At 68.0% G+C, this 23,656-nt stretch carries 21 protein-coding genes, 1 other RNA gene and 1 pseudogene; 6 read left to right on the forward strand and 17 right to left on the reverse strand.

Annotation, left to right across the window (positions count from 1 at the left end):
- Positions 1–161: 161 nt before the first annotated feature.
- From ftsA to mraZ, 13 genes and pseudogenes are all read right to left on the reverse strand, one after another.
- On the reverse strand, positions 162–1,397 hold the full coding sequence (ftsA, locus tag RCF13_RS14375; RefSeq protein ID WP_005408083.1) for a cell division protein FtsA: 1,236 nt from the start codon (positions 1,395–1,397) through the stop codon (positions 162–164).
- Positions 1,398–1,468: 71 nt separating this feature from the next.
- A pseudogene (locus RCF13_RS14380) lies at positions 1,469–2,143 on the reverse strand (cell division protein FtsQ/DivIB); the annotation flags it as partial.
- On the reverse strand, positions 2,140–3,102 hold the full coding sequence (locus RCF13_RS14385; protein ID WP_061478390.1) for a D-alanine--D-alanine ligase: 963 nt from the start codon (positions 3,100–3,102) through the stop codon (positions 2,140–2,142). The gene RCF13_RS14385 and the pseudogene RCF13_RS14380, both read right to left, overlap by 4 nt.
- The gene (gene murC, locus RCF13_RS14390) at positions 3,099–4,535 is read right to left on the reverse strand and encodes a UDP-N-acetylmuramate--L-alanine ligase (protein ID WP_061478391.1); all 1,437 of its coding nucleotides are present in this window, start codon (positions 4,533–4,535) and stop codon (positions 3,099–3,101) included. The genes RCF13_RS14385 and murC overlap by 4 nt, the downstream gene beginning before the upstream one ends.
- 40 nt (positions 4,536–4,575) lie before the next feature.
- A complete protein-coding gene (gene murG, locus RCF13_RS14395; RefSeq protein ID WP_231352547.1) occupies positions 4,576–5,664 on the reverse strand; it encodes an undecaprenyldiphospho-muramoylpentapeptide beta-N-acetylglucosaminyltransferase in 1,089 nt (362 codons plus the stop codon).
- Positions 5,661–6,980 (reverse strand): putative lipid II flippase FtsW, encoded by a 1,320-nt coding sequence (gene ftsW, locus RCF13_RS14400; RefSeq protein ID WP_231352546.1) that lies wholly within the window; start codon positions 6,978–6,980, stop codon positions 5,661–5,663. Before ftsW ends, murG begins: the two co-directional genes overlap by 4 nt.
- Position 6,981: 1 nt before the next feature.
- A complete protein-coding gene (gene mraY, locus RCF13_RS14405; RefSeq protein ID WP_308141277.1) occupies positions 6,982–8,067 on the reverse strand; it encodes a phospho-N-acetylmuramoyl-pentapeptide-transferase in 1,086 nt (361 codons plus the stop codon).
- Positions 8,057–9,451, reverse strand: coding sequence for a UDP-N-acetylmuramoyl-tripeptide--D-alanyl-D-alanine ligase (murF, locus tag RCF13_RS14410; RefSeq protein ID WP_061478395.1), 1,395 nt, complete (start codon positions 9,449–9,451; stop codon positions 8,057–8,059). Before murF ends, mraY begins: the two co-directional genes overlap by 11 nt.
- Entirely contained in the window at positions 9,448–10,956 is a 1,509-nt protein-coding gene (locus RCF13_RS14415) for a UDP-N-acetylmuramoyl-L-alanyl-D-glutamate--2,6-diaminopimelate ligase (protein ID WP_061478396.1), read from the reverse strand. Before RCF13_RS14415 ends, murF begins: the two co-directional genes overlap by 4 nt.
- A complete protein-coding gene (locus tag RCF13_RS14420) occupies positions 10,953–12,797 on the reverse strand; it encodes a penicillin-binding transpeptidase domain-containing protein (RefSeq protein WP_069139504.1) in 1,845 nt (614 codons plus the stop codon). The genes RCF13_RS14415 and RCF13_RS14420 overlap by 4 nt, the downstream gene beginning before the upstream one ends.
- Complete coding sequence (gene ftsL / locus RCF13_RS14425) at positions 12,794–13,057, reverse strand: cell division protein FtsL (protein ID WP_005415286.1); 264 nt, start codon at positions 13,055–13,057, stop codon at positions 12,794–12,796. Before ftsL ends, RCF13_RS14420 begins: the two co-directional genes overlap by 4 nt.
- A complete protein-coding gene (gene rsmH, locus RCF13_RS14430) occupies positions 13,054–14,022 on the reverse strand; it encodes a 16S rRNA (cytosine(1402)-N(4))-methyltransferase RsmH (protein WP_049468237.1) in 969 nt (322 codons plus the stop codon). The genes ftsL and rsmH overlap by 4 nt, the downstream gene beginning before the upstream one ends.
- Positions 14,023–14,036: 14 nt before the next feature.
- On the reverse strand, positions 14,037–14,483 hold the full coding sequence (gene mraZ / locus RCF13_RS14435) for a division/cell wall cluster transcriptional repressor MraZ (RefSeq protein WP_004143635.1): 447 nt from the start codon (positions 14,481–14,483) through the stop codon (positions 14,037–14,039).
- 324 nt (positions 14,484–14,807) lie between these two features.
- Here mraZ and RCF13_RS14440 point away from each other — a divergent pair, with 324 nt between their 5' ends.
- Positions 14,808–15,596 (forward strand): NRDE family protein, encoded by a 789-nt coding sequence (locus RCF13_RS14440; protein ID WP_134969218.1) that lies wholly within the window; start codon positions 14,808–14,810, stop codon positions 15,594–15,596.
- Positions 15,597–15,878: 282 nt separating this feature from the next.
- Positions 15,879–16,358, forward strand: coding sequence for a DM13 domain-containing protein (locus RCF13_RS14445; RefSeq protein ID WP_005415283.1), 480 nt, complete (start codon positions 15,879–15,881; stop codon positions 16,356–16,358).
- An 88-nt stretch (positions 16,359–16,446) separates the two neighbouring features.
- Here the strand turns inward: RCF13_RS14445 and rnpB are convergent.
- The 4 genes from rnpB to rsmI all read right to left on the reverse strand — a co-directional run bounded on the left by rnpB (position 16,447) and on the right by rsmI (position 19,277).
- Positions 16,447–16,798: RNase P RNA component class A (gene rnpB / locus RCF13_RS14450), an RNA gene on the reverse strand.
- An 80-nt stretch (positions 16,799–16,878) separates the two neighbouring features.
- On the reverse strand, positions 16,879–17,688 hold the full coding sequence (locus tag RCF13_RS14455; protein WP_181357919.1) for a PDZ domain-containing protein: 810 nt from the start codon (positions 17,686–17,688) through the stop codon (positions 16,879–16,881).
- Between the two features lie 118 nt (positions 17,689–17,806).
- On the reverse strand, positions 17,807–18,055 hold the full coding sequence (locus RCF13_RS14460; RefSeq protein ID WP_185807438.1) for a DUF6058 family natural product biosynthesis protein: 249 nt from the start codon (positions 18,053–18,055) through the stop codon (positions 17,807–17,809).
- 403 nt (positions 18,056–18,458) lie between these two features.
- A complete protein-coding gene (gene rsmI, locus RCF13_RS14465; RefSeq protein ID WP_308141278.1) occupies positions 18,459–19,277 on the reverse strand; it encodes a 16S rRNA (cytidine(1402)-2'-O)-methyltransferase in 819 nt (272 codons plus the stop codon).
- 81 nt (positions 19,278–19,358) lie between these two features.
- Between rsmI and RCF13_RS14470 the strand changes: the two genes are divergently transcribed.
- From RCF13_RS14470 to RCF13_RS14485, 4 genes are all read left to right on the forward strand, one after another.
- Positions 19,359–21,080, forward strand: coding sequence for a penicillin-binding protein activator (locus tag RCF13_RS14470; RefSeq protein WP_308141279.1), 1,722 nt, complete (start codon positions 19,359–19,361; stop codon positions 21,078–21,080).
- Complete coding sequence (locus RCF13_RS14475) at positions 21,070–21,438, forward strand: YraN family protein (RefSeq protein ID WP_049439300.1); 369 nt, start codon at positions 21,070–21,072, stop codon at positions 21,436–21,438. Before RCF13_RS14470 ends, RCF13_RS14475 begins: the two co-directional genes overlap by 11 nt.
- A gap of 85 nt (positions 21,439–21,523) precedes the next feature.
- Entirely contained in the window at positions 21,524–22,105 is a 582-nt protein-coding gene (locus RCF13_RS14480) for a metal-dependent hydrolase (RefSeq protein WP_061478401.1), read from the forward strand.
- Entirely contained in the window at positions 22,102–23,487 is a 1,386-nt protein-coding gene (locus tag RCF13_RS14485; protein WP_061478402.1) for an FAD-linked oxidase C-terminal domain-containing protein, read from the forward strand. Before RCF13_RS14480 ends, RCF13_RS14485 begins: the two co-directional genes overlap by 4 nt.
- The last annotated feature ends 169 nt before the right edge of the window (positions 23,488–23,656 follow it).

Consider the following 23,656-nt stretch of genomic DNA (forward strand, 5'->3'; position numbering starts at 1 on the left):
CCTCGTTGTATCCGCTTGTCGGTGGCATGGACGGTCGGGCCTCCTGCCTTCGCGTGTCATGTTGCCGTTGCGGCTGTGTGGGTTGTGTAGTGCGTTGTTGCGTTGTGATGCGGGTACTGCGGGTGTTGCGCCGGGCAGGGCCCGGAGTTACGGGTTCCGCGTCAGAACTCGCCGCGGAACCAGGTCTTGAGCTTCTTGAACATGCTTCCAGCGCGCCCGGTCGGCAGCGACGGCCGCCGCGGGTGCTCGATCTGGCTGCCCATCAGCAGCAGGCCCACGCCGGTGGCGTGCACCGGATTGCCGACCACTTCGCCCAGGCCGGTGACGTGCTGCGGGATGCCCACGCGCACCGGCATCTGCAGCATTTCCTCGGCCAGTTCGACCACGCCTTCCATCTTCGATGCGCCCCCTGTCAGCACCATGCCGGCGCGCACCAGTTCCTCGAAGCCGGAGCGGCGCAGTTCGGCCTGCACCATCTCGAAGATCTCCTCGTAGCGACCCTGCACGGCCTGCGCCAGCGAATGGCGCGGCATGCGGCGCGGCGGGCGGTCGCCGACCGACGGCACCTGGATGCTCTCCTCGGCCGTGGCCAGCTGGGCCAGGGCGCAGGCATAGCGCACCTTGATCTGCTCGGCTTCCGGGGTCGGCGTGCGCAGCATGTGCGCGATATCGTTGGTCACGTGGTCGCCGGCGATCGGCAGCGAGGCGGTGTGGCAGATCGCGCCCTGCACGAACACCGCGATGTCGGTGGTACCGGCGCCCATGTCGACCAGCACCACGCCCAGCTCGCGCTCGTCGGCGGTCAGCACCGCCACGCTGGAGGCCAGCGAGGACAGCACCAGGTCGTCCACCTGCAGGCCGCAGCGCTGCACGCACTTGCTGATGTTGGCCGCCGCCGACTGCGCGCACACCACCAGGTGCGCGTGCACTTCCAGGCGCACGCCGGTCATGCCGACCGGGTTGCGGATGCCTTCCTGCGAATCGTCCAGCACGTACTCGCGCGGAATCGCGTGCAGGATCTTCTGGTCGGCCGGGATCGCCACCGCCTTGGCCGCGTCGAGCACGCGATCCAGGTCGCCCCAGGTCACTTCACCGTCGCGGATCGGCACGATGCCCGGCGAGTTCTTGCACTGCACGTGGTTGCCGGAGATCGAGGCGTACACCGAACGGATCTCGCAGCCGGCCATCAGCTCGGCTTCTTCCACCGCACGCTGGATCGACTGCACGGTCGATTCGATGTCCACCACCACGCCACGTTTCAACCCGCGCGATTCGTGCGAGCCGATGCCGATCACTTCGATCGGGTTGCCCGGCGAATACTCGCCCACCAGCGCCACCACCTTGGAGGTGCCGATGTCCAGGCCAACGATCAGCGATTTGTCACCCTTGCGATTCATGTCCTTTCCTGCGTGCTTCTGGCCGGGGTCGCCGGCGTTTTCGCCGGCGTGGCCGGGGTACCCCAGCTCAGCGTGAAACCATTGGTGTAACGGAGGTCGGCGCGCTCGATCGGCGCGTCCTGTCGGTTGAGCTGCGGCAGCACCTTGACGAAGCGCTGCATGCGCGAGCGCGCGTCGTCACGGCCGACCACCACTTCGGTGCCGTTGCTCAGCACCAGCGACCAGCTGCCGCGCGCATCCATCGTCACCCGGCGCACGTCGACGCCGGCCGGTGCGAACAAGGCACGCGAGTCGCTGTACAGCTTCATCACTTCCTGGGTCTGGCTGTCCGGGCCATCCAGCTCCGGCAGTTCCAGGTCTGACAGTTTCTTCGGCGTGGGGAACAGCTTGCCCTGCTCGGAGACCAGGCGGTCGTTGCCCCAGCGTGCGAACGGCTTGTGCTCGACCAGGGTCACTTCCAGCACATCCGGCCACTGCTTGCGTACCTGCGCGCTTTCCACCCACGGCAGCTTTTCCAGCGCGTCCTGCGCATCCTGCAGCTTGACCGCGAAGAAGCCGGCGCGCGCGTATGGTAGCAACACCTGCTGCAGCTGTTCGGCGGGCACCCGCTTGAACTCGCCATGCACGCGCAGCTTCGCCAGCGGCCAGCGCTCGGCGCCGACCCAGCCATTGACCACGGCCACCACCGGCAGTGCAACCACCGACAGCGCCAACAGCCAGACGAAGATGCGCAGCAGCGCGTTCATGCGTGCGCGGCCTCCAGGGTCTGTTCCAGCACGCGCCACACCAGTTCCTCGAAACCGATGCCGGCCTGGCGGGCCGCCTTGGGCACCAGCGAATGGCTGGTCATGCCCGGCGCGGTGTTCACTTCCAGCAGGAAGAAACGGCCGCTGGCCCGGTCACGCATCACGTCCACGCGGCCCCAGCCACGGCAGCCAGCAGCGCGGAATGCGGCCAGCGCGATGCGGCGGATCTCGTCTTCGTCGCCACCGTCCAGGCCCGGGCACAGGTACTGGGTGTCCTCGGCGATGTACTTGGCGTTGTAGTCGTACCACTGGCCCTTGGGCACGATGCGGATCGACGGCAGGGCAACATCGCCAAGGATGGCCACGGTCAGCTCATCGCCCACCACCATCTGCTCCATCAGCAACTGGCCGTCGTAGCGCGCGGCCAGGGCCACGGCCTCGTCCAGGCCGGCCTCGTCGGTGACCCGGCTGATGCCCACGCTGGAGCCTTCGTTGGCCGGCTTCACCACCACCGGCAGGCCCAGCTCGGCGGCCAGCGCATGCACGTTCGACGCGTCGACCTTGCGGTACTGCGGGGTCGGCAGGCCCAGCGACAGCCACACCTGCTTGGTGCGGATCTTGTCCATGCTCAGCGCCGAACCCAGCACGTCCGAGCCGGTGTACGGCACGCCGAAGGCGTCCATCAGGCCCTGCACGATGCCGTCCTCACCGCCACCGTTGTGGCCATGCAGGATGTTGAACACGCGGTCGATGCCACCGGCGGCGAGCGCGCTGGCCAGCGCCGGAATGCCATCGACGGCGAACGCATCGACGCCGCGCGACTGCAGGGCTTCGAGCACGTTGCGGCCCGAATCCAGCGACACCTCGCGTTCGCTGGAACTGCCGCCGAGCAGCACGGCGACGCGGCCGAACACGGCCGGGTCGGTCACGCGCAGCGGCGGGAACGTCAGCGCGCTCACGCCTGGCCCTCCGCCTGGAAGCCTTCCACCGCGATATGGGTGGCCACGGCACCGATGTCGCCGGCCCCCATCATCAGCAGCAGGTCACCGTCCTGCAGCACGTCCGGCAGCACGCTGGCCAGCTCGGCGGCCTTGCCCACCACCACCGGCTCGCTGCGGCCGCGCGCGCGGATGGCGCGGGCCAGCGCATGCGAGTCGGCACCGGCAATGGGTTCCTCACCGGCCGGATAGACCTCGCTCAGCACCAGCGCGTCGACGCTGGACAGCACCGCGGCGAACTTGTCGAACTGGTCACGGGTGCGGCTGTAGCGGTGCGGCTGGAAGGCCACCACCAGGCGCTTGTCAGCCCAGCCGCCGCGGGCGGCGGCGAATACCGCCTCCAGCTCGCTCGGGTGATGGCCGTAGTCGTCGATGATGCGCACCTTGGCACCGCTGGCGGTGGTCACTTCGCCCAGATCATTGAAGCGGCGACCGACACCGGCGAAGCCTTCCAGCGCGCGCGCGATGGCGTCCGGTGCTACACCCAGCTGCCAGCCCACCGCGGCGGCGGCCAGCGCGTTGAGTACGTTGTGCCTGCCCGGCAGCGCCAGCACCACTTCCTGGCTGGTGCCCTGCGGCAGGCGCAGGGTGAAGCGCATGCGCGATCCTTCCTGCACCACGTTCTCGGCGCGCACGTCGGCCTGCGGGCTCATGCCGTAGCTCATCACGTGGCGCGGGGTCCTGGCGGCCAGCGCGGCCACTTCCGGATCGTCGATGCACAGAACCGCCAGGCCGTAGAACGGCAGGCGCTGCAGGAATTCGGCGAACGCCGCCTGCACGCGGGCAAAGTCGTTGCCGTAGTTTTCCAGGTGGTCGGCGTCAATGTTCGTGATGATCGACATCAGCGGGTTCAGGCGCAGGAAGCTGCCATCGCTTTCGTCGGCCTCGGCCACCAGCCACTGCCCACCGCCCAGCTTGGCGTTGGCACCGGCAGCCAGCAGCTGGCCACCGATCACGAACGTCGGGTCCAGGCCACCTTCGCTCAGCACCGCCGCGGTCAGGCTGGTGGTGGTGGTCTTGCCATGGGTACCGGCCACGGCGATGCCGCGGCGGAAGCGCATCAGCTCGGCCAGCATCGCCGCGCGCGGCATGATCGGAATGCGCTGGCTGCGCGCTTCCATCAGTTCCGGGTTGTCTTCGCGGATGGCACTGGAGACCACCACGCAGTCGGTGCCCAGCACGTTGGCTGCCGAGTGGCCGCGCATGATGCGCGCTCCCAGGCTGGCCAGGCGGCGGGTTGCCACGTTGTCGGCGTTGTCCGAACCGGACACTTCATAGCCCAGCGTCAGCATCACTTCGGCGATACCGCTCATGCCGGTGCCGCCGATGCCGACGAAATGCACGCGCGGGAACGCGCGCACCAGGTCGTTGGTGTCGTGCAGGCGACGGATCATGCGCGGCCTCGCGCAGGGCAGGCGCGGTGGCATGCCTTCTTCATACAGCTTCCTCGAGAATGATATCGGCGATGCGCTCGGCGGCATCGACCTTGGCCAGGGCACGCGCGGCTTGCGCCATCTGCATGCGGCGGGCGGGATTTTCGGACAGATCGCGCAGCAGTGCGGCAATGCCGTCGGCCAGCGTTCCGTCCTGCTTCAGCAACACCGCCGCGCCGCGCTCGACCAGGTACTCCGCATTGCGGGTCTGGTGATCGTCGACGGCAGCGGGGAATGGCACCAGCACGCTGCCGACGCCGGCCGCGCACAGCTCGGCCAGGGTCGACGCACCGGAGCGGCACACGACCAGATCGGCCCAGGCGAAGGCCTCGGCCATGTCGGCGATGAACGGGGTGATTTCCGCCTGCACGCCGGCCTTGGCATACGCCTCGACCGCCTCGGCATGCATCTTCTCGCCACTCTGGTGGCGCACCTGCACCGGCACGCCGGCACCCAGCGCGGCAATCGCTTGCGGCACGCCGGCATTGAGTGCGCGCGCACCCTGGCTGCCACCCACCACCAGCACGCGCAGCGGGCCGTTGCGGTCGGCGAAGCGCTGTTCCGGCGGAGCGATGGCGGCGATCTCCGCACGCACCGGGTTGCCGACGAATTCCTCGCGCTGGACGAAGGTGCCCGGGAAACCGGTCAGCAGCCGGCGCGCATAACGCGACAGGATGCGGTTGGTCAGGCCGGGCGCACGGTTCTGCTCATGCACGATCAGCGGCAGGCCATGCAGGCGCGTGGCCATGCCACCCGGGCCGGAGGCGAAGCCACCGAAAGCCACCACCGCACGCGGCTGGCGTTTGCGGATGATCATGCCGGCCGCGCGCAGCGCACGCATCAGCCGCCATGGCGCCGCCAGCAGCGCCAGCTTGCCCTTGCCGCGCAGGCCGGTGATCGCCAGCGTGTCGATGGCGATGTCGTGCTGCGGCACCAGGCGGGTTTCCATCGCGCCTTCGGCGCCCATCCAGGTGACCGGCACGCCACGCTCGCGCAGCACGCGGGCCACGGCCAGGCCGGGGAAGATGTGACCGCCGGTACCACCGGCCAGGATCATCACCGGGCGCGCCTTCTCGTTGGCTGCACTCATGACAGCCTCCCGAAGGTCGGTTCGATGCGCGACTGCAGGCGGCTGGTGCCGCGCGCGGCGTTCGCCGCAGCGGCAGCCACCGGCTCGGCGCTCACCGGCACGCTGGCGACCGCCGGCGTGGCGGCGGGTTCCATCGGCTCGGCAGCGGTTTCTTCGGCGCCGCCGATGCGCACGGCCTGGCGACGCTCGGCGCGCTTGAGCTCATAGGACACGCGCAGCAGCAGGCCCATCGCCACGCAGGTCATCAGCACCGACGAGCCGCCGGAGGAGATCAGCGGCAGAGTCAGGCCCTTGGTCGGCAGGATGCCCAGGTTCACGCCGATCGAAACGAAGGTCTGCATGCTGATCCACAGGCCGATGCCGAAGGCGATGTAGCCGGAGAAGTGGCGCTTCATTTCCACGCAGCGCATGCCCAGCCAGAAGGTACGGCCGACCAGCAGCGCGTACAGCGCCACGATCACGCAGGTACCGAGGAAACCGAATTCCTCGGCGGTGACCGAGAAGATGAAGTCGGTATGCGCTTCCGGCAGGTAGTACAGCTTCTGCACCGAATTGCCCAGGCCGACGCCGGTCCACTCGCCACGGCCCACCGCCATCAGCGCGTTGGACAGCTGGTAGCCGTCGCCCTGCTGGTCGGCCCACGGGTCCAGGAACGAGGTGATGCGGCGCATGCGGTACGGCTCGATGATCGCCAGCGCGCTCATGCCGACCAGGCCGATGACCACCGGCATCGACATGCGCGGCATGTTCACCCCGCCCAGCACCAGCATGCCGGCGGTGATCGCCAGCAGCAGGGTCGAAGAACCGAAGTCCGGTTGCAACAGCAGCAGCACCACCAGCGCACCGGCCACGCCCAGCGGCTTGAGCATCGCCGGCCAGGTCGCATTGACCTCGTCGCGGAAGCGCACCAGGTAGCTGGACAGCCAGACGATGTACAGCACCTTCACCGCCTCGACCGTCTGGAACTTGGAGATGCCCAGGTTGATCCAGCGGCGTGCGCCGTTGACCGTGCTGCCCAGGCCCGGCGCAAACACCGCCAGCAGCAGCACGAAGCAGCCCAGCAGCAGCATCTGGTTGTACTGCTCGATGGATTTCAGCTCGGTGCGGGCGGCGATGACCGCCAGCACGATACCCACCGCCAGGAAGATCAGGTGGCGGTTGAGGTAGTAGAACGGGCTGCTCATCAAGGCGATCGAGCTGGACGCCACCATCACCACGCCCACGCCGGTGAGCGCGATGATCGCGCCCAGCAGCCACTTGTCGTAGCTGCCTTCGATGGCTTCAAGGCGTGTTGCCTGGCGGGACAGGTCGTTCATCTCAGCGCACCTTCAACGTGGCCAGGCCGATCAGCACGAGCACGACGGAGATGATCCAGAAGCGCACGATCACGCGCGGCTCCGGCCAGCCCTTCAGTTCGAAATGGTGGTGGATCGGCGCCATGCGGAACACGCGCTTGCCGGTCAGCTTGAACGAGGCGACCTGGATCATCACCGACAGCGTTTCGATGACGAACACGCCGCCCATGATCACCAGCACCAGTTCCTGGCGGGTGATCACCGCGATCGTGCCCAGCACCGCACCCAGCGCCAGCGCGCCGATGTCGCCCATGAAGACCATGGCCGGATAGGTGTTGAACCACAGGAAGCCCAGGCCGGCACCGGCGATGGCCGCGCAGATGATGACCAGCTCGCCGGCGCCCGGGATCTGCGGGATCTGCAGGTAGTTGGCGAACACCACGTTGCCCGAGGCATAGGCGAACACGCCCAGCGCGCAGGCCACCAGCACGGTCGGCATGATTGCCAAGCCGTCCAGGCCGTCGGTCAGGTTCACCGCGTTGGAGAAGCCGACGATCCAGAAGTAGGCGATGGCCACGAAGCCGATGCCGGCCAGCGGCAGCGCGACCGACTTGAACATCGGGATGTAGAAGGTCAGCGCTGCCGGCACGTCGGTCGTGTAGAACAGGAACAGGCCCGCGGCCAGGCCGAAGATCGACTGCAGCAGGTACTTCCAGCGCGACTTCAGGCCGTTCGGGTCACGGCGGACGATCTTGATCCAGTCGTCATACCAGCCGATGGCGCCGAAGCACAGCATCACCGCCAGCACCAGCCACACGTAGCGGTTGCGCAGGTCCGCCCACATCAGCACCGACAGGGTGATGGTGAGCAGGATCAGCGAACCGCCCATGGTCGGCGTGCCGGCCTTGGAGAAATGGGTCTGCGGACCGTCCTGGCGGATCGGCTGGCCGCCCTTGAACTGGGCGAGCTTGCGGATCATCGCCGGGCCGAACCACAGCGACAGGAACAGGGCCGTCAGCGCGGCAAGGATGGCGCGGAACGTCTGGTAGTTGAACAGCCCGAACAGGCTCTCCAACTGCTGCAACCATCGAGCCAGTTCATACAACATGGGGGGATTCCTCTCCTTGCGCCAGCAGCGCTTTGACAATCGTGTCCATGGCGCTGCCACGGGAACCCTTGACCAGGCAGCGCACGCCGGCGTGCAGCTCGTCCTTCAGCGCCTGCGACAGCGCGTCATGGGTGGCGAAATGACGGCCGCCGTCGCCGAAGGCGGTGGCGGCGGCGGCACTGAGCGGACCCAGCGCATACAGGCGCTTGAGGCCGGCGGCGCGTGCGCGGATGCCGGCCTGCGCATGCAGCGCTTCGGCATCCGGGCCCAGCTCGCGCATGTCACCCAGCACCAGCCAGCCCTCTTCCGGGGCAGTGGCCAGGGCATCGATGGCCGCAGCGAGCGAGCCGGGATTGGCGTTGTAGCTGTCGTCCACCAGCACCGCGCCGTTGCGCAGCTGATGGGCGATCTGGCGTCCCGGTACCGGCTGGGCCTCGGCCAGCCCGGCCGCAATCAGCGCCAGATCGACACCGGCGGCCAGCGCCAGGCTGGCGGCGGCCAGCGCATTGCTGACGTTGTGGCGACCCGGCAGGCCCAGCACCACGCGGGCTTCGCCGGTCGGTGCGACCAGGGTGAACTGGCTGCCCTGCGCACCGGCGCGGATGTCGCGCGCGGTCACGTCCGCCGAGTGTTCCAGGCCATAGCGCAGCACGCGGCAACGCGCCGGAGTGCCGACGAAGTGCTGTTCGAACCAGCGGCCGTAGGCATCGTCGGCGTTGATCACCGCCACGCCATCGGCCGGCAGCGCGGCATAGATCGCGCCCTTGGTCACCGCCACGCCGAGCAGGCTGCCCATCCGCTCCAGGTGGGCGGGGGCAATGTTGTTGACCAGCGCATAGCGCGGGCGGGCGATGTCGGTCAGGTAGGCGATATCGCCAGGCTTGCCAGCGCCCATCTCGTAGACGGCGTAGTCGGCATCTTCCGGCGCGTCGATCACCGCCAGCGGCAGGCCGATCTCGTTGTTGCGGTTACCCGGGTTGGCGTAGACCACCTTGTGCGCGTGCTGGGCCACCTGCTGCAGGATCGACAGCAGCAGGCTCTTCACGCTGGTTTTGCCATTGCTGCCGGTGATCGCGAACACCTCGGTGCCACGGTCACGCTGCATGCCGGTGGCGATCTTCGCCAGTGCCAGCTCGCTGTCGGCCACCAGCACCTGCGGCAGCTCGACCGGCAGCAGCCGCTCGACCAGCAGCGCACTGGCACCGCGCGCCTGCGCGTCGGCAGCAAAGTCATGGCCGTCGAAACGCTCGCCGCGCAGCGCCACATACAGGCTGCCCGGGCCCAGGTTGCGGGTGTCATTGCTGACTGCATCGATGGCCACGTCGTCGCCGTGGATCTCGCCACCGGCCCAGTGTGCGATCAGCGAAAGCAGGGTGCGCTTCATGCGGCGCCCTCCCCGGCCTGTGCCTGCAGAACACCGGCCTTGGCCGCCAGTGCAGCCGCAGCCACTTCGGTGTCGTCGAAGTCATGGCGCACGCCATTCACTTCCTGGTACGGCTCATGGCCCTTGCCGGCAATCAGGATGATGTCGCCGGCACCGGCTCGCTTCACCGCCAGGCCGATCGCACGCGCGCGGTTGCGCTGCACGGTCACGGCATCGGCGTGCTGGAAGCCGGCCAGGATGTCGGCCACGATCACGTCGCCATCCTCGCCACGCGGGTTGTCGTCGGTGACGATGACCTGGTTGGCCAGGCGCTCGGCAATCGCCGCCATCTGCGGACGCTTGCCGGTATCGCGCTCGCCACCGCAGCCGAACACGCAGAACAGCGTGCCCTGCAGATGGCCGTGCAGGCTGTCCAGCGCCTGCTCCAGCGCGTCCGGGGTATGCGCGTAGTCGACCACCACGGTCGGCAGGCCGTCTTCGCCGCCGAGGCGGTTCATGCGGCCACGGATCGGCTGCAGCGCCGACAGCACCTCGGCGATGCGCGGCAGCGGCTGGCCCTGCGCGTGCAGGGTGCCGGCCACGGCCAGCAGGTTGTCCACGTTGAAGCGGCCCAGCAGCGGCGACTGCACCGCGGCACGCTGGCCGTCGATGACCAGCTCGAAGGCAATACCGCGCCCATCCAGCTGCAGCGCTTCGGCGCGCACGCTGGCGTCAGCGGCACCGCGCGAGCTCAGGCCGATCGGTTGCACGCCGGCAGGCAGGCCGGCGAACAGCTGGCGACCGAAGGCGTCGTCCAGGTTCACCACCGCCGCCTTCAGGCCCGGGCGATGGAACAGCCGCGCCTTGGCCGCGCCGTAGCTGGCCATGTCACCGTGGTAGTCCAGATGATCGCGGGTGAGGTTGGTGAACACCGCCACGTCGTAGTGCACGGCATCCACGCGGCCCTGGTCCAGCGCGTGCGAGCTGACTTCCATCGCCACCGCGCGCGCGCCGGCGTCGCGCAGCTGTGCCAGCAGCGCATGCATCTGCAGTACCAGCGGCGTGGTGAATCCGGTCGGCTCGACTGCACCATAAAGTCCGGCGCCCAACGTGCCGATACTGCCACTGGGCGTTCCGAGCAGGTGCCAGGCCTGGGCCAGCAGCTGCACGGTGGAGGTCTTGCCGTTGGTACCGGTCACGCCGACCATCGCCATCGCCCGCGACGGCGCGCCGTGGAACTGGTCGGCCATCGCCCCCATGCGCGCCCGCAGGCCCGGCACGGCGATCGCATCGGCCGGCGCCGGCAGCTCGGCCGGTGCCGGTGGCTCGAACAGGATGGCGCTGGCACCGGCCGCACGGGCCTGCTCGACAAAGCCCAGGCCATGCGCGCCGAAACCAGCGATGGCGACGAAGGCATTGCCGGGGCGCACGGCGCGGCTGTCCAGCACCAGGCCGGTCAGAACGGGATCATGGCCCGCCAGGGCCACGTCCGGAAGCAACTGCGAAAGCAACATCGAAGGACTCATTGCGTGCCTCCCGTAGCGGGCGGCGTCTGGGCTTGCGCGCTCGGCAGCGCAGCATCGAATTCAGCGGCGGCATCGACCGGCAGCGCGGTCTCGGCCGGCGGCGCGGGCAGGATCGAGGCCGAATGGCCGACCTTGCCCGACTGCTGTGCGGCCAGCCACGACTGCAGGTCATCCAGCGGCACGTCCATCAAGCGCAGGGTGCCTTCCATCACGTTGTGATAGACCGGCGCCGACACCAGGCCACCGTAGAACTTGCCGGCCTGCGGATCGTTGATGACGATGACGGTGGCGAAGCGCGGGTTGGTGGCCGGCACCACGCCGGCGAACAGCGCGTTGTAATGGCCGCGCTCGTAACCGCCCGGACCGGCCTTGCGTGCGGTGCCGGTCTTGCCGGCCACGCGGTAGCCCAGCACCGCCGCCTGCTTGGCGCCGCCCTGGGTGACCACCGTCTCCATCATCGCCACCACCTGCCTGGCGACGTTCTCGTCGATGATCTGCTGGCCTTCGTTGCGCTGGCCCTTGACGAAAGTCGGCGCGATCAGGCGCCCGCCGTTGGCCAGCGCCGAGTACGCGGTGGCAATCTGCAGCGGCGTGACCGACAGGCCGTAGCCGTAGGACATGGTGGTCTTGGTGGTCCCCGACCAGCGCGCCGGACGCATCACCACACCGGCCGATTCACCCGGGAAACCGCTGTGCGGCGCCGAACCATAGCCGAAGCGGCGCACGCCGTCATAGAAGGTCTGGTCCGGCATCTTCGCCGCAACCTTGGCTGCACCCACGTTCGAACTGCGGGTGATCACGCCGGTCACGTTCAGCACGCCGTTGTTGCGTGGCACGTCGCGGATGGTGAAGCGACCCAGCGTCATGTAGCCCGGGTTGGTGTCGATGATGGTGTCCTTGGTCACCACACCGGCCTGCAGCGCGGTGGCGATGGTCAGCGGCTTCATCGTCGAACCCGGCTCGACCAGGTCGGTCACCGCGCGGTTGCGGCGCGTATCAGGGATCGCGCCGGTCAACGAATTCGGGTTGTAGGTCGGCAGGTTGACCATGGCCAGGATCTCGCCGGTGGTCACGTCCATGATCACCATCGAACCGCCGGCCGCCTTGTTGGCCACCAGCGCGTTGCGCAGTTCCTTGAAGGCCAGGTACTGGATGCGGCGGTCGATACTGAGCGTCAGGTCCTTGCCCGGCTCAGCGGCACGCAGCAGATCGCTTTCGACGGTCTCCCCCTTGCGGTTGCGGATCACCCGCTTCGCACCGGGCTTGCCGCGCAGCCATTCGTCGAAGGCCAGCTCCAGGCCTTCCTGGCCGCGATCATCGATGTTGGTGAAGCCCAGCACGTGCGCCATCGCCTCACCCTGCGGGTAGAAGCGGCGGAACTCGCGCTGAGCCGCCACGCCCGGAATCTTCAGCGCGACCACCTTCTCTGCCTCGTCCGGATTGATCCGGCGGCGCAGGTACATGAATTCCTTGTCCGACTTCTGCGACAGGCGGCTGCTCAGCTCATCCACCGACATGCCGACCGCCTGGGCCAGCTCGGGGATGCGCTCGGGCGAACGCAGCAGGTCCTGCGGGTTGACCCAGATCGAGGCAACCGGCGTGGATACCGCCAGCGGCTCGCCGTTGCGGTCGGTGATCATGCCGCGCGAGGTCTTGATCGGCAGCTCGCGCAGGTAGCGGGCCTCACCCTGGCGCTGGTAGAAGTCGCTGTTGATGATCTGCACGTAGGCCGCGCGACCGACCAGCGACACCGAGCACAGGCCAAGCGCCAACGCCACCCAGCGCAGGCGCTGGCGCAGGTTGAAGGCATTGCGTGGACGGTTGCGACCGGCCTTGCTCATGGGCGCACCACCACGATGTCGGCGGCCTCGGGGAACTTCATGCCGAGCTTTTCGCGGGCGATGCGATCGACACGGTTGGCTTCGGCCAGCGTGGCCTGCTCCAGCTGCAGGCGGCCGAATTCCAGGTTGATGTCATCGCGCTTGCGCTCGGCGCGCGACAGCTCGATGAACGTCTGCCGATGACGGTGACGCACGAACACGACGCCGATCGCCGAGGCCACGGTGCAGGCCAACAGGATGATCAGCAGCAGCCGGCTCATGCGTCGGCCTCCCGCTTCTGGGCCACGCGCAGCACGGCGCTGCGGGCGCGCGGGTTGGCGGCCAGCTCTTCGTCGGTGGCCTTGATGGCCCCACCGATCAGGTCCAGCGTCGGCACGAACGCAACGGCCTCGGGCAGGCGGCGGTTGGCCGGCGGCGCCTTGGCCAGGCGGTTCATGTACTGCTTGACGATGCGGTCTTCCAGCGAGTGGAAGCTGATCACCGCCAGACGGCCACCGGGCTTGAGCCGTTCCACCGCCGCATCGAGCCCTGCTTCCAGATCGGCCAGCTCGCGGTTGATGTGGATGCGGATGGCCTGGAAGCTGCGCGTGGCGGGATGGATCTTGTCCTTTCCACGCGGCATCACCGAGGCGATCAGCTCGGCCAGTTCGGCGGTGCGGGAGAACGGCTGCTTCTCGCGGCGGGCCACGATGGCGCGGGCGATGCGCCGGCTCTGGCGCTCTTCGCCGTAGGTCCACAGCACATCGGCGATCTCGCGCTCTTCCACGCGGTTGATCCACTGCGCGGCGCTTTCACCGCTGTCCGGGTCCATGCGCATGTCCAGCGGGCCGTCCTTGCCGAAGCTGAAGCCACGTTCGGCCACGTCCAGCTGCGGCGACGACACGCCCAGGTCGAACAGCACGCCGTCCAGGCCTTCGGCCGTCGCATCCCACTGCAGCAGCTGGGCGAAGCTGCCACGGAAGATGGACACGCGCGGGTCCGGCGCGAAATCACGCTCGGCAACGGCGATGGCTTCCGGATCCTTGTCCATGACCAGCAGGCGCCCCTCGGGACCGAGCTGGGTGAGCACGCCACGTGCATGACCGCCACGACCGAACGTGCCATCCAGATAACGTCCGTTTTCGATCACCCTCAGGCCTTCAAGGACCTGGGTGTACAGGACCGGCAGGTGCACCGCCGGCGACTGCGACACCGGAAGGTGACCGGCCTGCGCTTCTGGGCGCATCCGGGCACCCCGGCTCACAACTTCAGGTCGAGCAACCCATCACCCAGATCCTCGTCAGACAACGTCTGCTGGATCAGGGCCCGATGCGCCTGCTCGCTCCACAATTCGAACTTGTCGCCCATGCCGAGCAATACCGCCTTCTTCTCAATGCCCACCGCACCGCGGTGGCTGGCGGGGATGCTGATGCGACCGTTGCCGTCCAGCTCCAGATGGGCGGCCGAGCCGACCAGCTTCTGCTGCAACAGGCGCACGACGCGCTGGGTGTTGGGCTTGGACATCACATCATCGCGGACCCGTTCCCATTCCGACTCTGCGTACAGCCACAGGCAGCCGGCTTCGAACGGGTTGTAGGTCAGCACGAGACGGTTGTTGCTGGCGCGCGCGACGAGGTCGCGGTAAGCGGTGGGAACCGCCATGCGCCCCTTGTCGTCAACTGTGATGGCCGTCTCGCCCTGGAACACGACGCCTGCACCTTGTCCTTCGCCCGGTGAAACATTGAACCACGAAAACCCACAAAACACCCGGATTTCCCTCTGATGCCCACCTTAGCAGCGGGCCGAGGGTTGTCAACAACTTTTCAGCAGGGAAATCGCCAGCCGCATCAATGGCTTGCAACAACCTTTAGAGAATTGTTCAAGGCTTATCCACAAGTTGCTGATCCGTCTCAATTTTTGAGATTGAACAGAAGTTCAGGGGCGTGGACGGGGCGTGAAACATCGGCCGCGCATTCATCAGAGCCGGGCCGGAAACGGCGCCAGACTGCGCAAACCGTGCACAATGACGCCATGTGCCTGCTCGCTCTTGGCTGGATGCACCACCCGCGCTGGCGGCTGGTGATGGCCGGCAACCGTGATGAGTTCCACGCCCGCCCCACCGCAGCGCTGGCCCCCTGGCAGGATGAGACTTCCGTCATCGGGGGACGCGACCTGCGCTCCGGCGGTGGCTGGGCCGGGGTCGGCGCCTCGGGCCGGATGGCGGTGGTCACCAACGTCCGCGACCCGCTGGTGGCCCAGACCGGACCGTCGCGGGGCGCGCTGGTGGCCGACTTCCTGCGCGGCCGCGACCCGGCTGCGGTCCATATCGAGCGGTTGGCGACCGTGGCCGGCGCCTATGCCCCGTTCAATCTCCTGCTGGCCGATCGCGATAGCCTGGAGTACCTGGGCAACCATCCCGCCGAACGGCAGACGCTTGGCCCGGGCGTGCATGGCATGTCCAACGGTGCGCTGGACGCGCCCTGGCCGAAGACCCGGCGGTTGATGACGGCGCTCTCGGCCTGGCTGGATGAGGACGGGGTCAGATCCCTTTCGCAAAGCGAAAGGGATCTGACCCCGGACCTGACCCCGCTATGGACCGCGCTGGCCGACGAACACCGCCCCGCCGACAGGGACCTCCCCGACACCGGGATCGGCCTGGAACGCGAGCGCTGGCTGAGCCCGGCCTTCATCCGCGGCGACGACTACGGCACCCGCGCCAGCACCGTGCTGCTGATCGACGCCGACGGCCACGGCGAGATCCACGAACGCCTCTTCGGCCCGCAGGGTGTCTCCAGCGGACAGAACCACGTCATATTCTGACCCGGTCGTGCCGGCCGCTGGCCGGGTTCTCCTGCCGGCACGACCTGCACGCCATTGTCGCCATCGACGCGGCGGCAGGCGTCATCGCAACAGGCCTGAAACGTCATTCAGCTTCCAGCCGCGACCGCAATGTGCCCGTGCCACAGAGGTCCCGGCATTCCAGCCCGCCCACTGTGTCCTTTTCGCATTTGGCACTGTGTCTATAAATGTCGGCCCTGACCTCCCAGGGTGGTCGCGCCCGGCACTCCGCCGCGCGATCGACCGCAACCACAAGGAGGCCCCATGCGCCGCATCCTCATCCTGCTCGCCACCCATCTGCTCACCCTCGGCCTGGGCTTCGGCCTGGGCGTCTATCTGCTGCCAATCCTGATCGCCCCCGATGACCCGCCGGTCGCTCAGGTACAGGCCGCGATGAAAGACGCCACCTACCGCACCACCTTCCGCCGCGACCTCAAGGGCAGCGATGCGGTGCACTGGGCCGAAGGCAAGGTCAGCGTCAGCGCCACCCAGGTCGCCTTCGACGGCAAGATGGGACCGGGCCCGGATTACAAGGTCTACCTGGTCCGCGACTTCGTCGACAACAAGGCCGACTTCCTGAAGATCAAGGCGCAGGCCCAGCGCATCGGCGAGGTAAAGACCTTCAACCGCTTCCTGGTGGAGGTGCCCGCGAACGTGGACGTGGACGACTACACCACGGTGGTGGTGTGGTGCGAGCGCTTCTCGCAGTTCATTTCCGCCGGGCAGTACCGCACGCCGGGCTGAACAACATCCCGAGCGTCTGGACGGAAAGCAGCCGAGCATGGCTCGGCTGTACTGTAGAGCCGAGCCGTGCTCGGCTTACCGGAAAAAGAGGCGGAGCCGGCCGATAAGCCGGGTTCTGTCGTGGACAGTCATTCCTCTAGGCGTTACGTCACCGCAACGCTCAAGCAACCTACCCGGATCCAACGCGGGCCGCGCCAAAGGATCCCTATTTGGTCTTGCTCCAGGTGGGGTTTGCCGTGCCGGTCTGTTGCCAGACTCGCGGTGCGCTCTTACCGCACCATTTCACCCTTACCGGCCTTCCGAAGAAGACGTAGGCGGTATCTTTCTGTTGCACTTTCCGTCGGCTTGCGCCGCCCAGGCGTTACCTGGCACCTTGCCCTATGGAGCCCGGACTTTCCTCGGCACCCCCGAAGGGATGACGCGACTGTCTGGCCGGCTCCGCCAGTGCACATTCTAGCCTACGCACGCCCGTCCTGCCGTGCCGATCGCGGCATCCGGTTCATCCACGCGTGGCGTGGCTCTAGCGGCCCTTCGCCCTCGCCATCACCACCGCCCGCGACTCTAGCACCACATCTACGATCAATTCCCGCACCTGCGGTTGCGAACCGTCCCATTCAATGCGGCGAACGCGCACGTCCACGCGATCGCCCGGCGCGTAGGCTTTCAACGCTTGGCCGACACCGAAGACGGTCTTCACTCGGGTACCCGCCACGGCCAGCACCCCATCCCCCTTGCGCAGGCCGGCGCGATGGGCCGGACCCTCGTCAGGCTCGGATTCGATCACGGTCGCGCCCCCCATCTGAACGCCGAGGACCGGGCGCAGCGCGTCGCTACGCGAATCCCCTTCCCCCGCCTGCTCGCGCGCCAATTCGGTGGCGCCCAGCAGTGCATCGTCCAACCCCGCATCGAAATAGGGCGCGTTGTCCACGAATGCGGCGCATTGCCACGACGCGCGCTCGGGCACCGGCTCGCGCCTCGCACGCAGGGCCTGCCGCAGGTCGCGCCATTGCGCCGCGCTGACGTATCGCTGCTGGCTGTTCACCAACTGCTGGTAGGCCGCCTCGATCTGCGCGTGGTTGTCGGCCCCCACCTGCAGACATGCCTCGTAGCTCTCCAACGCGTCACGTGCCGCGCGGTAGGTCAGGTAATTGCCGTAATCGCGAACCGACTGCAGCCGATTGAACTCGACCAACCCCGGATCGAACAGCAGGTAGCCGACATAGTCCGGGCCCAGATCGGCTTCGGTAATGGCTGCAGGTGGCGGCGCTTCAGCTGCAGGAGCTGGCACATCGGCCAGTGCGAACAGCAGGAACAGTCCCTTTTCAAACATCTGTCTTTCCTCCCTGAAGGAAATTTGAGAGCTTCGCCCCTTAGCCCCCCGGAATTCGGCCGCTGCCGTGTTCCAGCGTCCCAGTCTGTGAACGAGCCATGCAGGTCTGCACGCCCTTTCAGGACTTTTCGCCCAGCTCCCGGCGAAGATCGTCGACCAACCGCTTTCTACTGCTACGGTCATACTCGGCCGGCGAAAACGGCATCGACGCACGCGCATAGATGGTGCCTTCCTCGCAGGTGTAGGTGGGCTGCGGCACCGCGCCCACTGCAATCAGGCGACTGAGTCTTTCTTCTGACACATTGCAGAATGCGGCGAACGCATCCTTTGGCAGGAAATGAGCTTGAAGGTAGGCTGTCAATGCCATCTCGAACAATTACTCCCAAGTGGGGGATGAAGAGGCGTGTGCCGGAGCGTCTTCGCCCAAGCCAGGCGTTTGAGGACATCCCGAGCACCGGTCCTCACGCATCAGAGGCCTCGGAAATGGGATCACACTACGGACACCCTTCCGCATCGGGAGTATCCGCACGGGCTCGACTGATCTCAATGTCGCTCTGCAGGACGTCCCGTCATGCCAAAGGCTGCTGGGTTCGTACGATCATCAGTGGGTCGATCATTGATGCTCATCACGACATTGCCTGGCCCCTGATTCGCCCCTCAGCTGCGCACGTGAGCACATTCACTCGCCAGAGATCGGCGACCCTCCGGCGGATGCGAACCGTTTCACATTTCGCGCCGCGCGCTGCCCAGGCATGGCCCGGAGCGATCCATCAACTCCCGTACAGCGCCTTGCGCGGTGCGCCGGTCAACTCAGCAGCCAGCTTGGCGGCAGTTGACGGCGGCAGGTGCTCGCTCAGCTTCGCGTAGACGCGACGGCCGTGTGCCAGCTGCGCTTCCTCATCGTCACCCGCCCCCTGCACCATCACTACGAACTCGCCCTTGCGCTGGTTCTCGTCGGCCTCGACCCTGGCCAGCAGGCCGGACAGGTCACCATCAAGGACGGTCTCGAACAGCTTGGTCAGCTCGCGGGCCAGCACGGCCGGGCGTTCGCCGCCGAAGATCGCCGCCATGTCGGCCAGCGACTCGGCGATGCGGTGCGAGGATTCGTAGAACACCATCGTGCGCACTTCGCCGGCCAGCGCCTGCAGGCGGTCGCGGCGGCCGCTGGCCTTGGCCGGCAGGAAGCCCTCGAAACTGAAACGGTCGCTGGGCAGGCCGGCCACGCTCAGCGCGGCGATGGCGGCGCAGGCACCGGGAACCGGGCTGACCTTGATGCCCGCCGCGCGGGCCGCGCGCACCAGGCGGAAACCGGGGTCACTGACCAGCGGGGTACCCGCATCGCTGACCAGCGCCAGCGACTCGCCGGCCTGCAGGCGCGAGACCAGGCGCTGCGCCAGGGCCTCTTCATTGTGTTCGTGCAGGGCCACCAGCGGTTGCTGGATGCCAAAATGGGACAGCAGCTGGCCGCTGCGGCGGGTGTCCTCGGCACAGATGGCCGCCACCGAACGCAGCACCTCCTGCGCGCGCGGGCTCAGATCGGCCAGGTTGCCGATCGGGGTGGCGACGACGTACAGGGTTGGCACACTCATTTCAGCGGTACTCACGGGGCAAGGGTAGAATCGTAGCGTGTACCCGGCCAAGGCCGCTGCCCTCATCGCATGGACCCGATCATGAACAAGCCCGCCGCACGGATCTCCGCCCTGTCGTTGTCGCTGATGCTGCTGGCCGGTTGTGCCACCACAAGCCTGACCAGCACCCCCGATTCGCCGGCCCAGAGCCAGGCGCTGGCGCTGATCGAACAGGGCAAGCCGCGCGACGCCGCACTGCAGCTGGAAGGCCTGGCCGCCACGCTGCGCGGCGGCGCCCGCAGCAACGCCCTGGCCGATGCCGCTTGGGCCTGGCACCTGGCCGGCGACAGTGCCCGCGCGCGCAGCCTGCTCGGCCAGCTCACCGCACGCCAGCTGTCCGGCGCCAGCCTGCAGCGCTACCAGCTGACCGGTGCCGAGCTCGCCTTGGCCGACAAGCAGCCGGCGCAGGCACTGGCCCTGCTGAAGGACCACGGCGACAACGTGCTGCCGGCGCTGCGTACGCGCTGGTACCTGGCCCGCGCCAGTGCCCTGCAGGGCACCGGCGATGCCTTCGGCGCCGCCACCGAGCGCGCCCGCGCCCATTCCAGCCTGACCGGCAGCGCGCGCAGCGAGAACCAGGCCGCCATTGCCGGCCTGCTCGGCACCCTCGACGACGCCACCCTGCGCAGCCGTGCCGCCGCCCTGCCGGCCAACGACCCGCTCTACAACTTCGCCGGCCGTGCGCTGATCGCGCGCGGCCTGCCGCTGCCGCGCCCGTTCGACCGCGATGGCGCGGCCCAGTTCGACACCAGCAAGCGCCCGCCGGCGATGAGCGACGGTTACCGCCCGCCGGCCAAGCTGGCCGTGCTGCTGCCGCTCAGCGGCCGCCTGGCCACCGCCGCACAGCCGGTGCGCGATGGCCTGTTGAGCGCTTATTACGGTGAAAGCCGCCGCCGCCCGGACATCAACTTCTTCGACACCGCCGGCACCCCGGCCGGTGCCCTGGCCGCCTATGACAAGGCCGTCGCCTCCGGTGCCGACTTCGTGGTCGGCCCGCTGGGCCGCGACGAAGTGGACGCGGTGTACGGCCGCCAGCAGCTGCAGGTGCCGGTGCTGGCCCTGAACCGCGGCAAGGACGCACCGCCGGCCGGCAGTGCCGGCTTTTCGCTGGCACCGGAAGACGACGGCATCGTCGCCGCCGAGTACCTGCGTGGCCGCGAGCGCAGCAAGGCGCTGGTGATCAACAGCGCTGACGACACCGGCCGCCGTGCCGCCGCCGCCTTTGCCCAGCGCTTCGCGCAGCGCGGTGGCCAGGTGGTGGCCACGATCGGCGTCACCGATGCCGTCGGCGATGTCGGCGCGCAGGTGCGCAACGCCGGCCAGGTCGATGCCGTGTTCCTCGCGGTGCGTGCGCCGCAGGCGCGCCTGCTGGCGCCGCAGCTGGCTCTGGCCGGTGCAGGCGGCGCGACCCGCGTCGGCACCTCGCAGCTGACCGTTGGCAGCGGCAAGGTGGAAGAAGACGTGGCGCTGGACGGCATCGTCTATCCGAACGAAGCCTGGAACGTGCGCAGCGTGTCCGGCCTGCCGTCGGCCAGCCAGGTGGCCAGCACCCTGCCGAGCGCACGCGGTGCGGCCGGCCGCCTGTTCGCCTTCGGTGCCGACGCCTGGAAGATCACCGCCTACCTGGACAAACTGTCCAACGAAGGCGGCCTGGACGGTGCCACCGGCACCCTGTTCCTGGACAGCAACGGCAACATCCTGCGCCAACCGGCCTGGTCGACCTTCAATGGCGGCCGGCCGATGCCGATCGTCGGTGGTCGCTGAGCGCAGCCAACGGGGCTCGGCGGTGGAAGCGGCCGCCGAGCAGCATCTGCAACAGGCCGGACTGCAGCCGCGTGCGCGCAATGTGCGCTATCGCGGCGGTGAACTGGACCTGGTGATGGACGATGCCGGCACCGTGGTGTTCGTGGAAGTGCGCTACCGCGCGCGATCCGATTTCGGCGGTGGCGCCGCTTCGGTCGATGCGCGCAAATGCCGGCGCCTGGCCCACGCCGCGCAGCTGTACCTGCAGGACCACCCGGCGCTGGCGAATGCACCCTGCCGCTTCGATGTGGTGGAAGCCACCGGCGAACCGCCGCAGCTGCATTGGCTGCGGGATGCGTTCCGCTTGGATGACTGCTGATGGCTACTCTTTGCCGGCCAGCGGCCGGCACTACCCGTCAGGCCTGCAGCCGGCCCGCGGCCGGTACGACCATGGTGCGTGACTGATGCCGTCGATCATCACCCATGCCGCTGTGCCGCTGGCGCTGTGGTGCGCCGCTGATCGTGGCCGCATCCCACCGCGCCTGCTGGCCGCCGGCGTGATCGCAGCGATGTTGCCCGATGCCGATGTACTGGCCTTTGCGCTGCACATTCCCTATGCCGATGCGTTCGGCCATCGCGGCGCCAGCCACTCACTGCTGTTTGCCGGCGTGCTGGCAGCATTGGCCGCGGCGTTGGCGTTCTTGGGTAGTCGCCGACCTTGGTCGCCGGGTGTGTGCCAACCAAGGTTGGCATCTACCGTACAAGCCGCTGTATTCGTCTTCGTCTGTGCCGCCAGCCATCCGCTGCTCGATGCGATGACCTCCGGTGGCCTCGGCGTCGCACTGGCGTGGCCGTGGAGCGAACACCGCTTCTTCGCGCCATGGCGCCCCATCCGCGTGTCACCGTTCGCGCCACAGTTCTTCAGCGCACGCGGCGTGGCTACCCTGCTCTCCGAACTGCGTTGGGTGTGGCTGCCACTGGCCGGCGCCGTTGTCGCCTGGAAACTGATCCAACCCGCTCCTGCTGCCCCACGAGACCTGTCATGAGTCCTTCCCTACCCACCGATTTGGTTGCCGAACTGTCCACCCTGCTGGGCGCGGAGGGCTGGCGCATGGATGACGGCGCGCTGGAGGCGAATGCGCAGGACAACTCATGGCGCCATCAGCGGCCGGCTGCAGTGGCGTTTCCGGCGGACATCGAGCAGGTGCAGGCGCTGGTGCGTGCCTGTCGCGTGCATGGCGTGGCGCTGGTCGCGCGCGGCGCCGGCACCGGCACTACAGGTGCAGCGGTCCCGCAGCCGGGCAGCATCGTACTCTCGTTCACCCGCATGGATCGCATCGTCGAGATCCGCGCCGGCGATCGTTGCGCGGTGGTGCAGCCGGGCGTTCTCAATGGCACCCTGCAGCAGGCACTGGCCCCGCATGGCCTGTTCTGGGCACCGGATCCCTCAAGCGCCGAGATCTGCAGCATCGGCGGCAACCTGGCCTGCAATGCAGGTGGTCCGCGCGCGGTGAAGTACGGCACCAGCCGCGACAACGTGCTGGGCCTGGTGGCGGTGACCGGAACCGGCGATGTGATCCGCTGCGGCGGCGCCTACACCAAGGATGCCACCGGCTATGACCTCACCCATCTGCTGGTGGGCAGCGAAGGCACGCTGGCACTGATCGTGGAAGCCACGCTGAAACTGACCCCGCTGCCGGTCAGCCAGGCCGGCCTGCGCGTGTTGTACCGCGATGCCGATGCCGCCGCGGCCGCCGTATCGCGGTTGATGTCGCAGCCGGTGGTACCCACCCGCCTGGAATTCATGGACGCGCGCAGCCTGGAGCTGCTGCGGTTGAATGGTGCCGACGTGCCGGAGGCAGGCGCGATGCTGCTGGTCGAGGCCGATGGTGACCACGACACGCTGCCTTATCTGCTGCAGGCACTGGCCAGTGCCGCCGAAGGCGACGGCATGATCGAGCTGGACGTGGCGATGGAGGGCCGCGCGCGCGACCAGCTGTGGGCCGCACGCAAGGCGCTGTCGCCCGCGCTGCGCAGCGTTGCGCCGGGCAAGATCAATGAAGACGTTGTGGTCCCGGTGTCGCGCATTCCGGAACTGGTGGCCGGCGTGCAGGCCCTGGCACGTGACTACGCGCTCACCATCGTCACCTTCGGCCATGCCGGCAACGGCAACCTCCACGTCAACATCCTCTACCACCCGGAGGATGCCGATGAAAACACGCGCGCGCATGCCGCGCTGCCGAAGATCTTCGAGCTGACGCTGGCGCTGGGTGGCACGCTGTCGGGCGAGCACGGCATTGGCCTGGCCAAGCGCGATTTCATGGTGCAGGCGTTCAGCCCGGCGACGCTGGCGACGATGCGCGCAATCAAGGCCGCGCTGGACCCGGATGGCATTCTCAACCCGGGCAAGGTGCTGCCGCCGACATAGACCGCGCACACTCCTGTAGAGCCGAGCCCATGCTCGGCTGCTCTCCATTCCGTTCGCGAAACTCCCACGCTGCGCGCGAAAGCCGAGCGTGGGCTCGGCTCTACAACGGCGTGTCGTTCACCTCCGCGCTCCCGTAGAGCCGAGCCGGTGCTCGGCTGCTCTTCGAGCA

The sequence above is a fragment of the Stenotrophomonas maltophilia group sp. RNC7 genome (assembly GCF_030910085.1).
Classification (GTDB): Bacteria; Pseudomonadota; Gammaproteobacteria; order Xanthomonadales; family Xanthomonadaceae; genus Stenotrophomonas; species Stenotrophomonas sepilia.

Coding starts and splice junctions, on each gene's coding strand:
- ftsA (WP_005408083.1), bottom strand. CDS start 1,397: ATGAATCGCAAGGGTGACAAATCGCTGATCGTTGGCCTGGACATCGGC.
- murC (WP_061478391.1), bottom strand. CDS start 4,535: ATGATCCGTCGCCTGCACGACACCAACGACCTGGTGCGCGCGTTCCCG.
- murG (WP_231352547.1), bottom strand. CDS start 5,664: ATGAGTGCAGCCAACGAGAAGGCGCGCCCGGTGATGATCCTGGCCGGT.
- ftsW (WP_231352546.1), bottom strand. CDS start 6,980: ATGAACGACCTGTCCCGCCAGGCAACACGCCTTGAAGCCATCGAAGGC.
- mraY (WP_308141277.1), bottom strand. CDS start 8,067: ATGTTGTATGAACTGGCTCGATGGTTGCAGCAGTTGGAGAGCCTGTTC.
- murF (WP_061478395.1), bottom strand. CDS start 9,451: ATGAAGCGCACCCTGCTTTCGCTGATCGCACACTGGGCCGGTGGCGAG.
- RCF13_RS14415 (WP_061478396.1), bottom strand. CDS start 10,956: ATGAGTCCTTCGATGTTGCTTTCGCAGTTGCTTCCGGACGTGGCCCTG.
- RCF13_RS14420 (WP_069139504.1), bottom strand. CDS start 12,797: ATGAGCAAGGCCGGTCGCAACCGTCCACGCAATGCCTTCAACCTGCGC.
- ftsL (WP_005415286.1), bottom strand. CDS start 13,057: ATGAGCCGGCTGCTGCTGATCATCCTGTTGGCCTGCACCGTGGCCTCG.
- rsmH (WP_049468237.1), bottom strand. CDS start 14,022: ATGCGCCCAGAAGCGCAGGCCGGTCACCTTCCGGTGTCGCAGTCGCCG.
- RCF13_RS14440 (WP_134969218.1), top strand. CDS start 14,808: ATGTGCCTGCTCGCTCTTGGCTGGATGCACCACCCGCGCTGGCGGCTG.
- RCF13_RS14445 (WP_005415283.1), top strand. CDS start 15,879: ATGCGCCGCATCCTCATCCTGCTCGCCACCCATCTGCTCACCCTCGGC.
- RCF13_RS14455 (WP_181357919.1), bottom strand. CDS start 17,688: ATGTTTGAAAAGGGACTGTTCCTGCTGTTCGCACTGGCCGATGTGCCA.
- RCF13_RS14460 (WP_185807438.1), bottom strand. CDS start 18,055: ATGGCATTGACAGCCTACCTTCAAGCTCATTTCCTGCCAAAGGATGCG.
- rsmI (WP_308141278.1), bottom strand. CDS start 19,277: ATGAGTGTGCCAACCCTGTACGTCGTCGCCACCCCGATCGGCAACCTG.
- RCF13_RS14470 (WP_308141279.1), top strand. CDS start 19,359: ATGAACAAGCCCGCCGCACGGATCTCCGCCCTGTCGTTGTCGCTGATG.
- RCF13_RS14480 (WP_061478401.1), top strand. CDS start 21,524: ATGCCGTCGATCATCACCCATGCCGCTGTGCCGCTGGCGCTGTGGTGC.
- RCF13_RS14485 (WP_061478402.1), top strand. CDS start 22,102: ATGAGTCCTTCCCTACCCACCGATTTGGTTGCCGAACTGTCCACCCTG.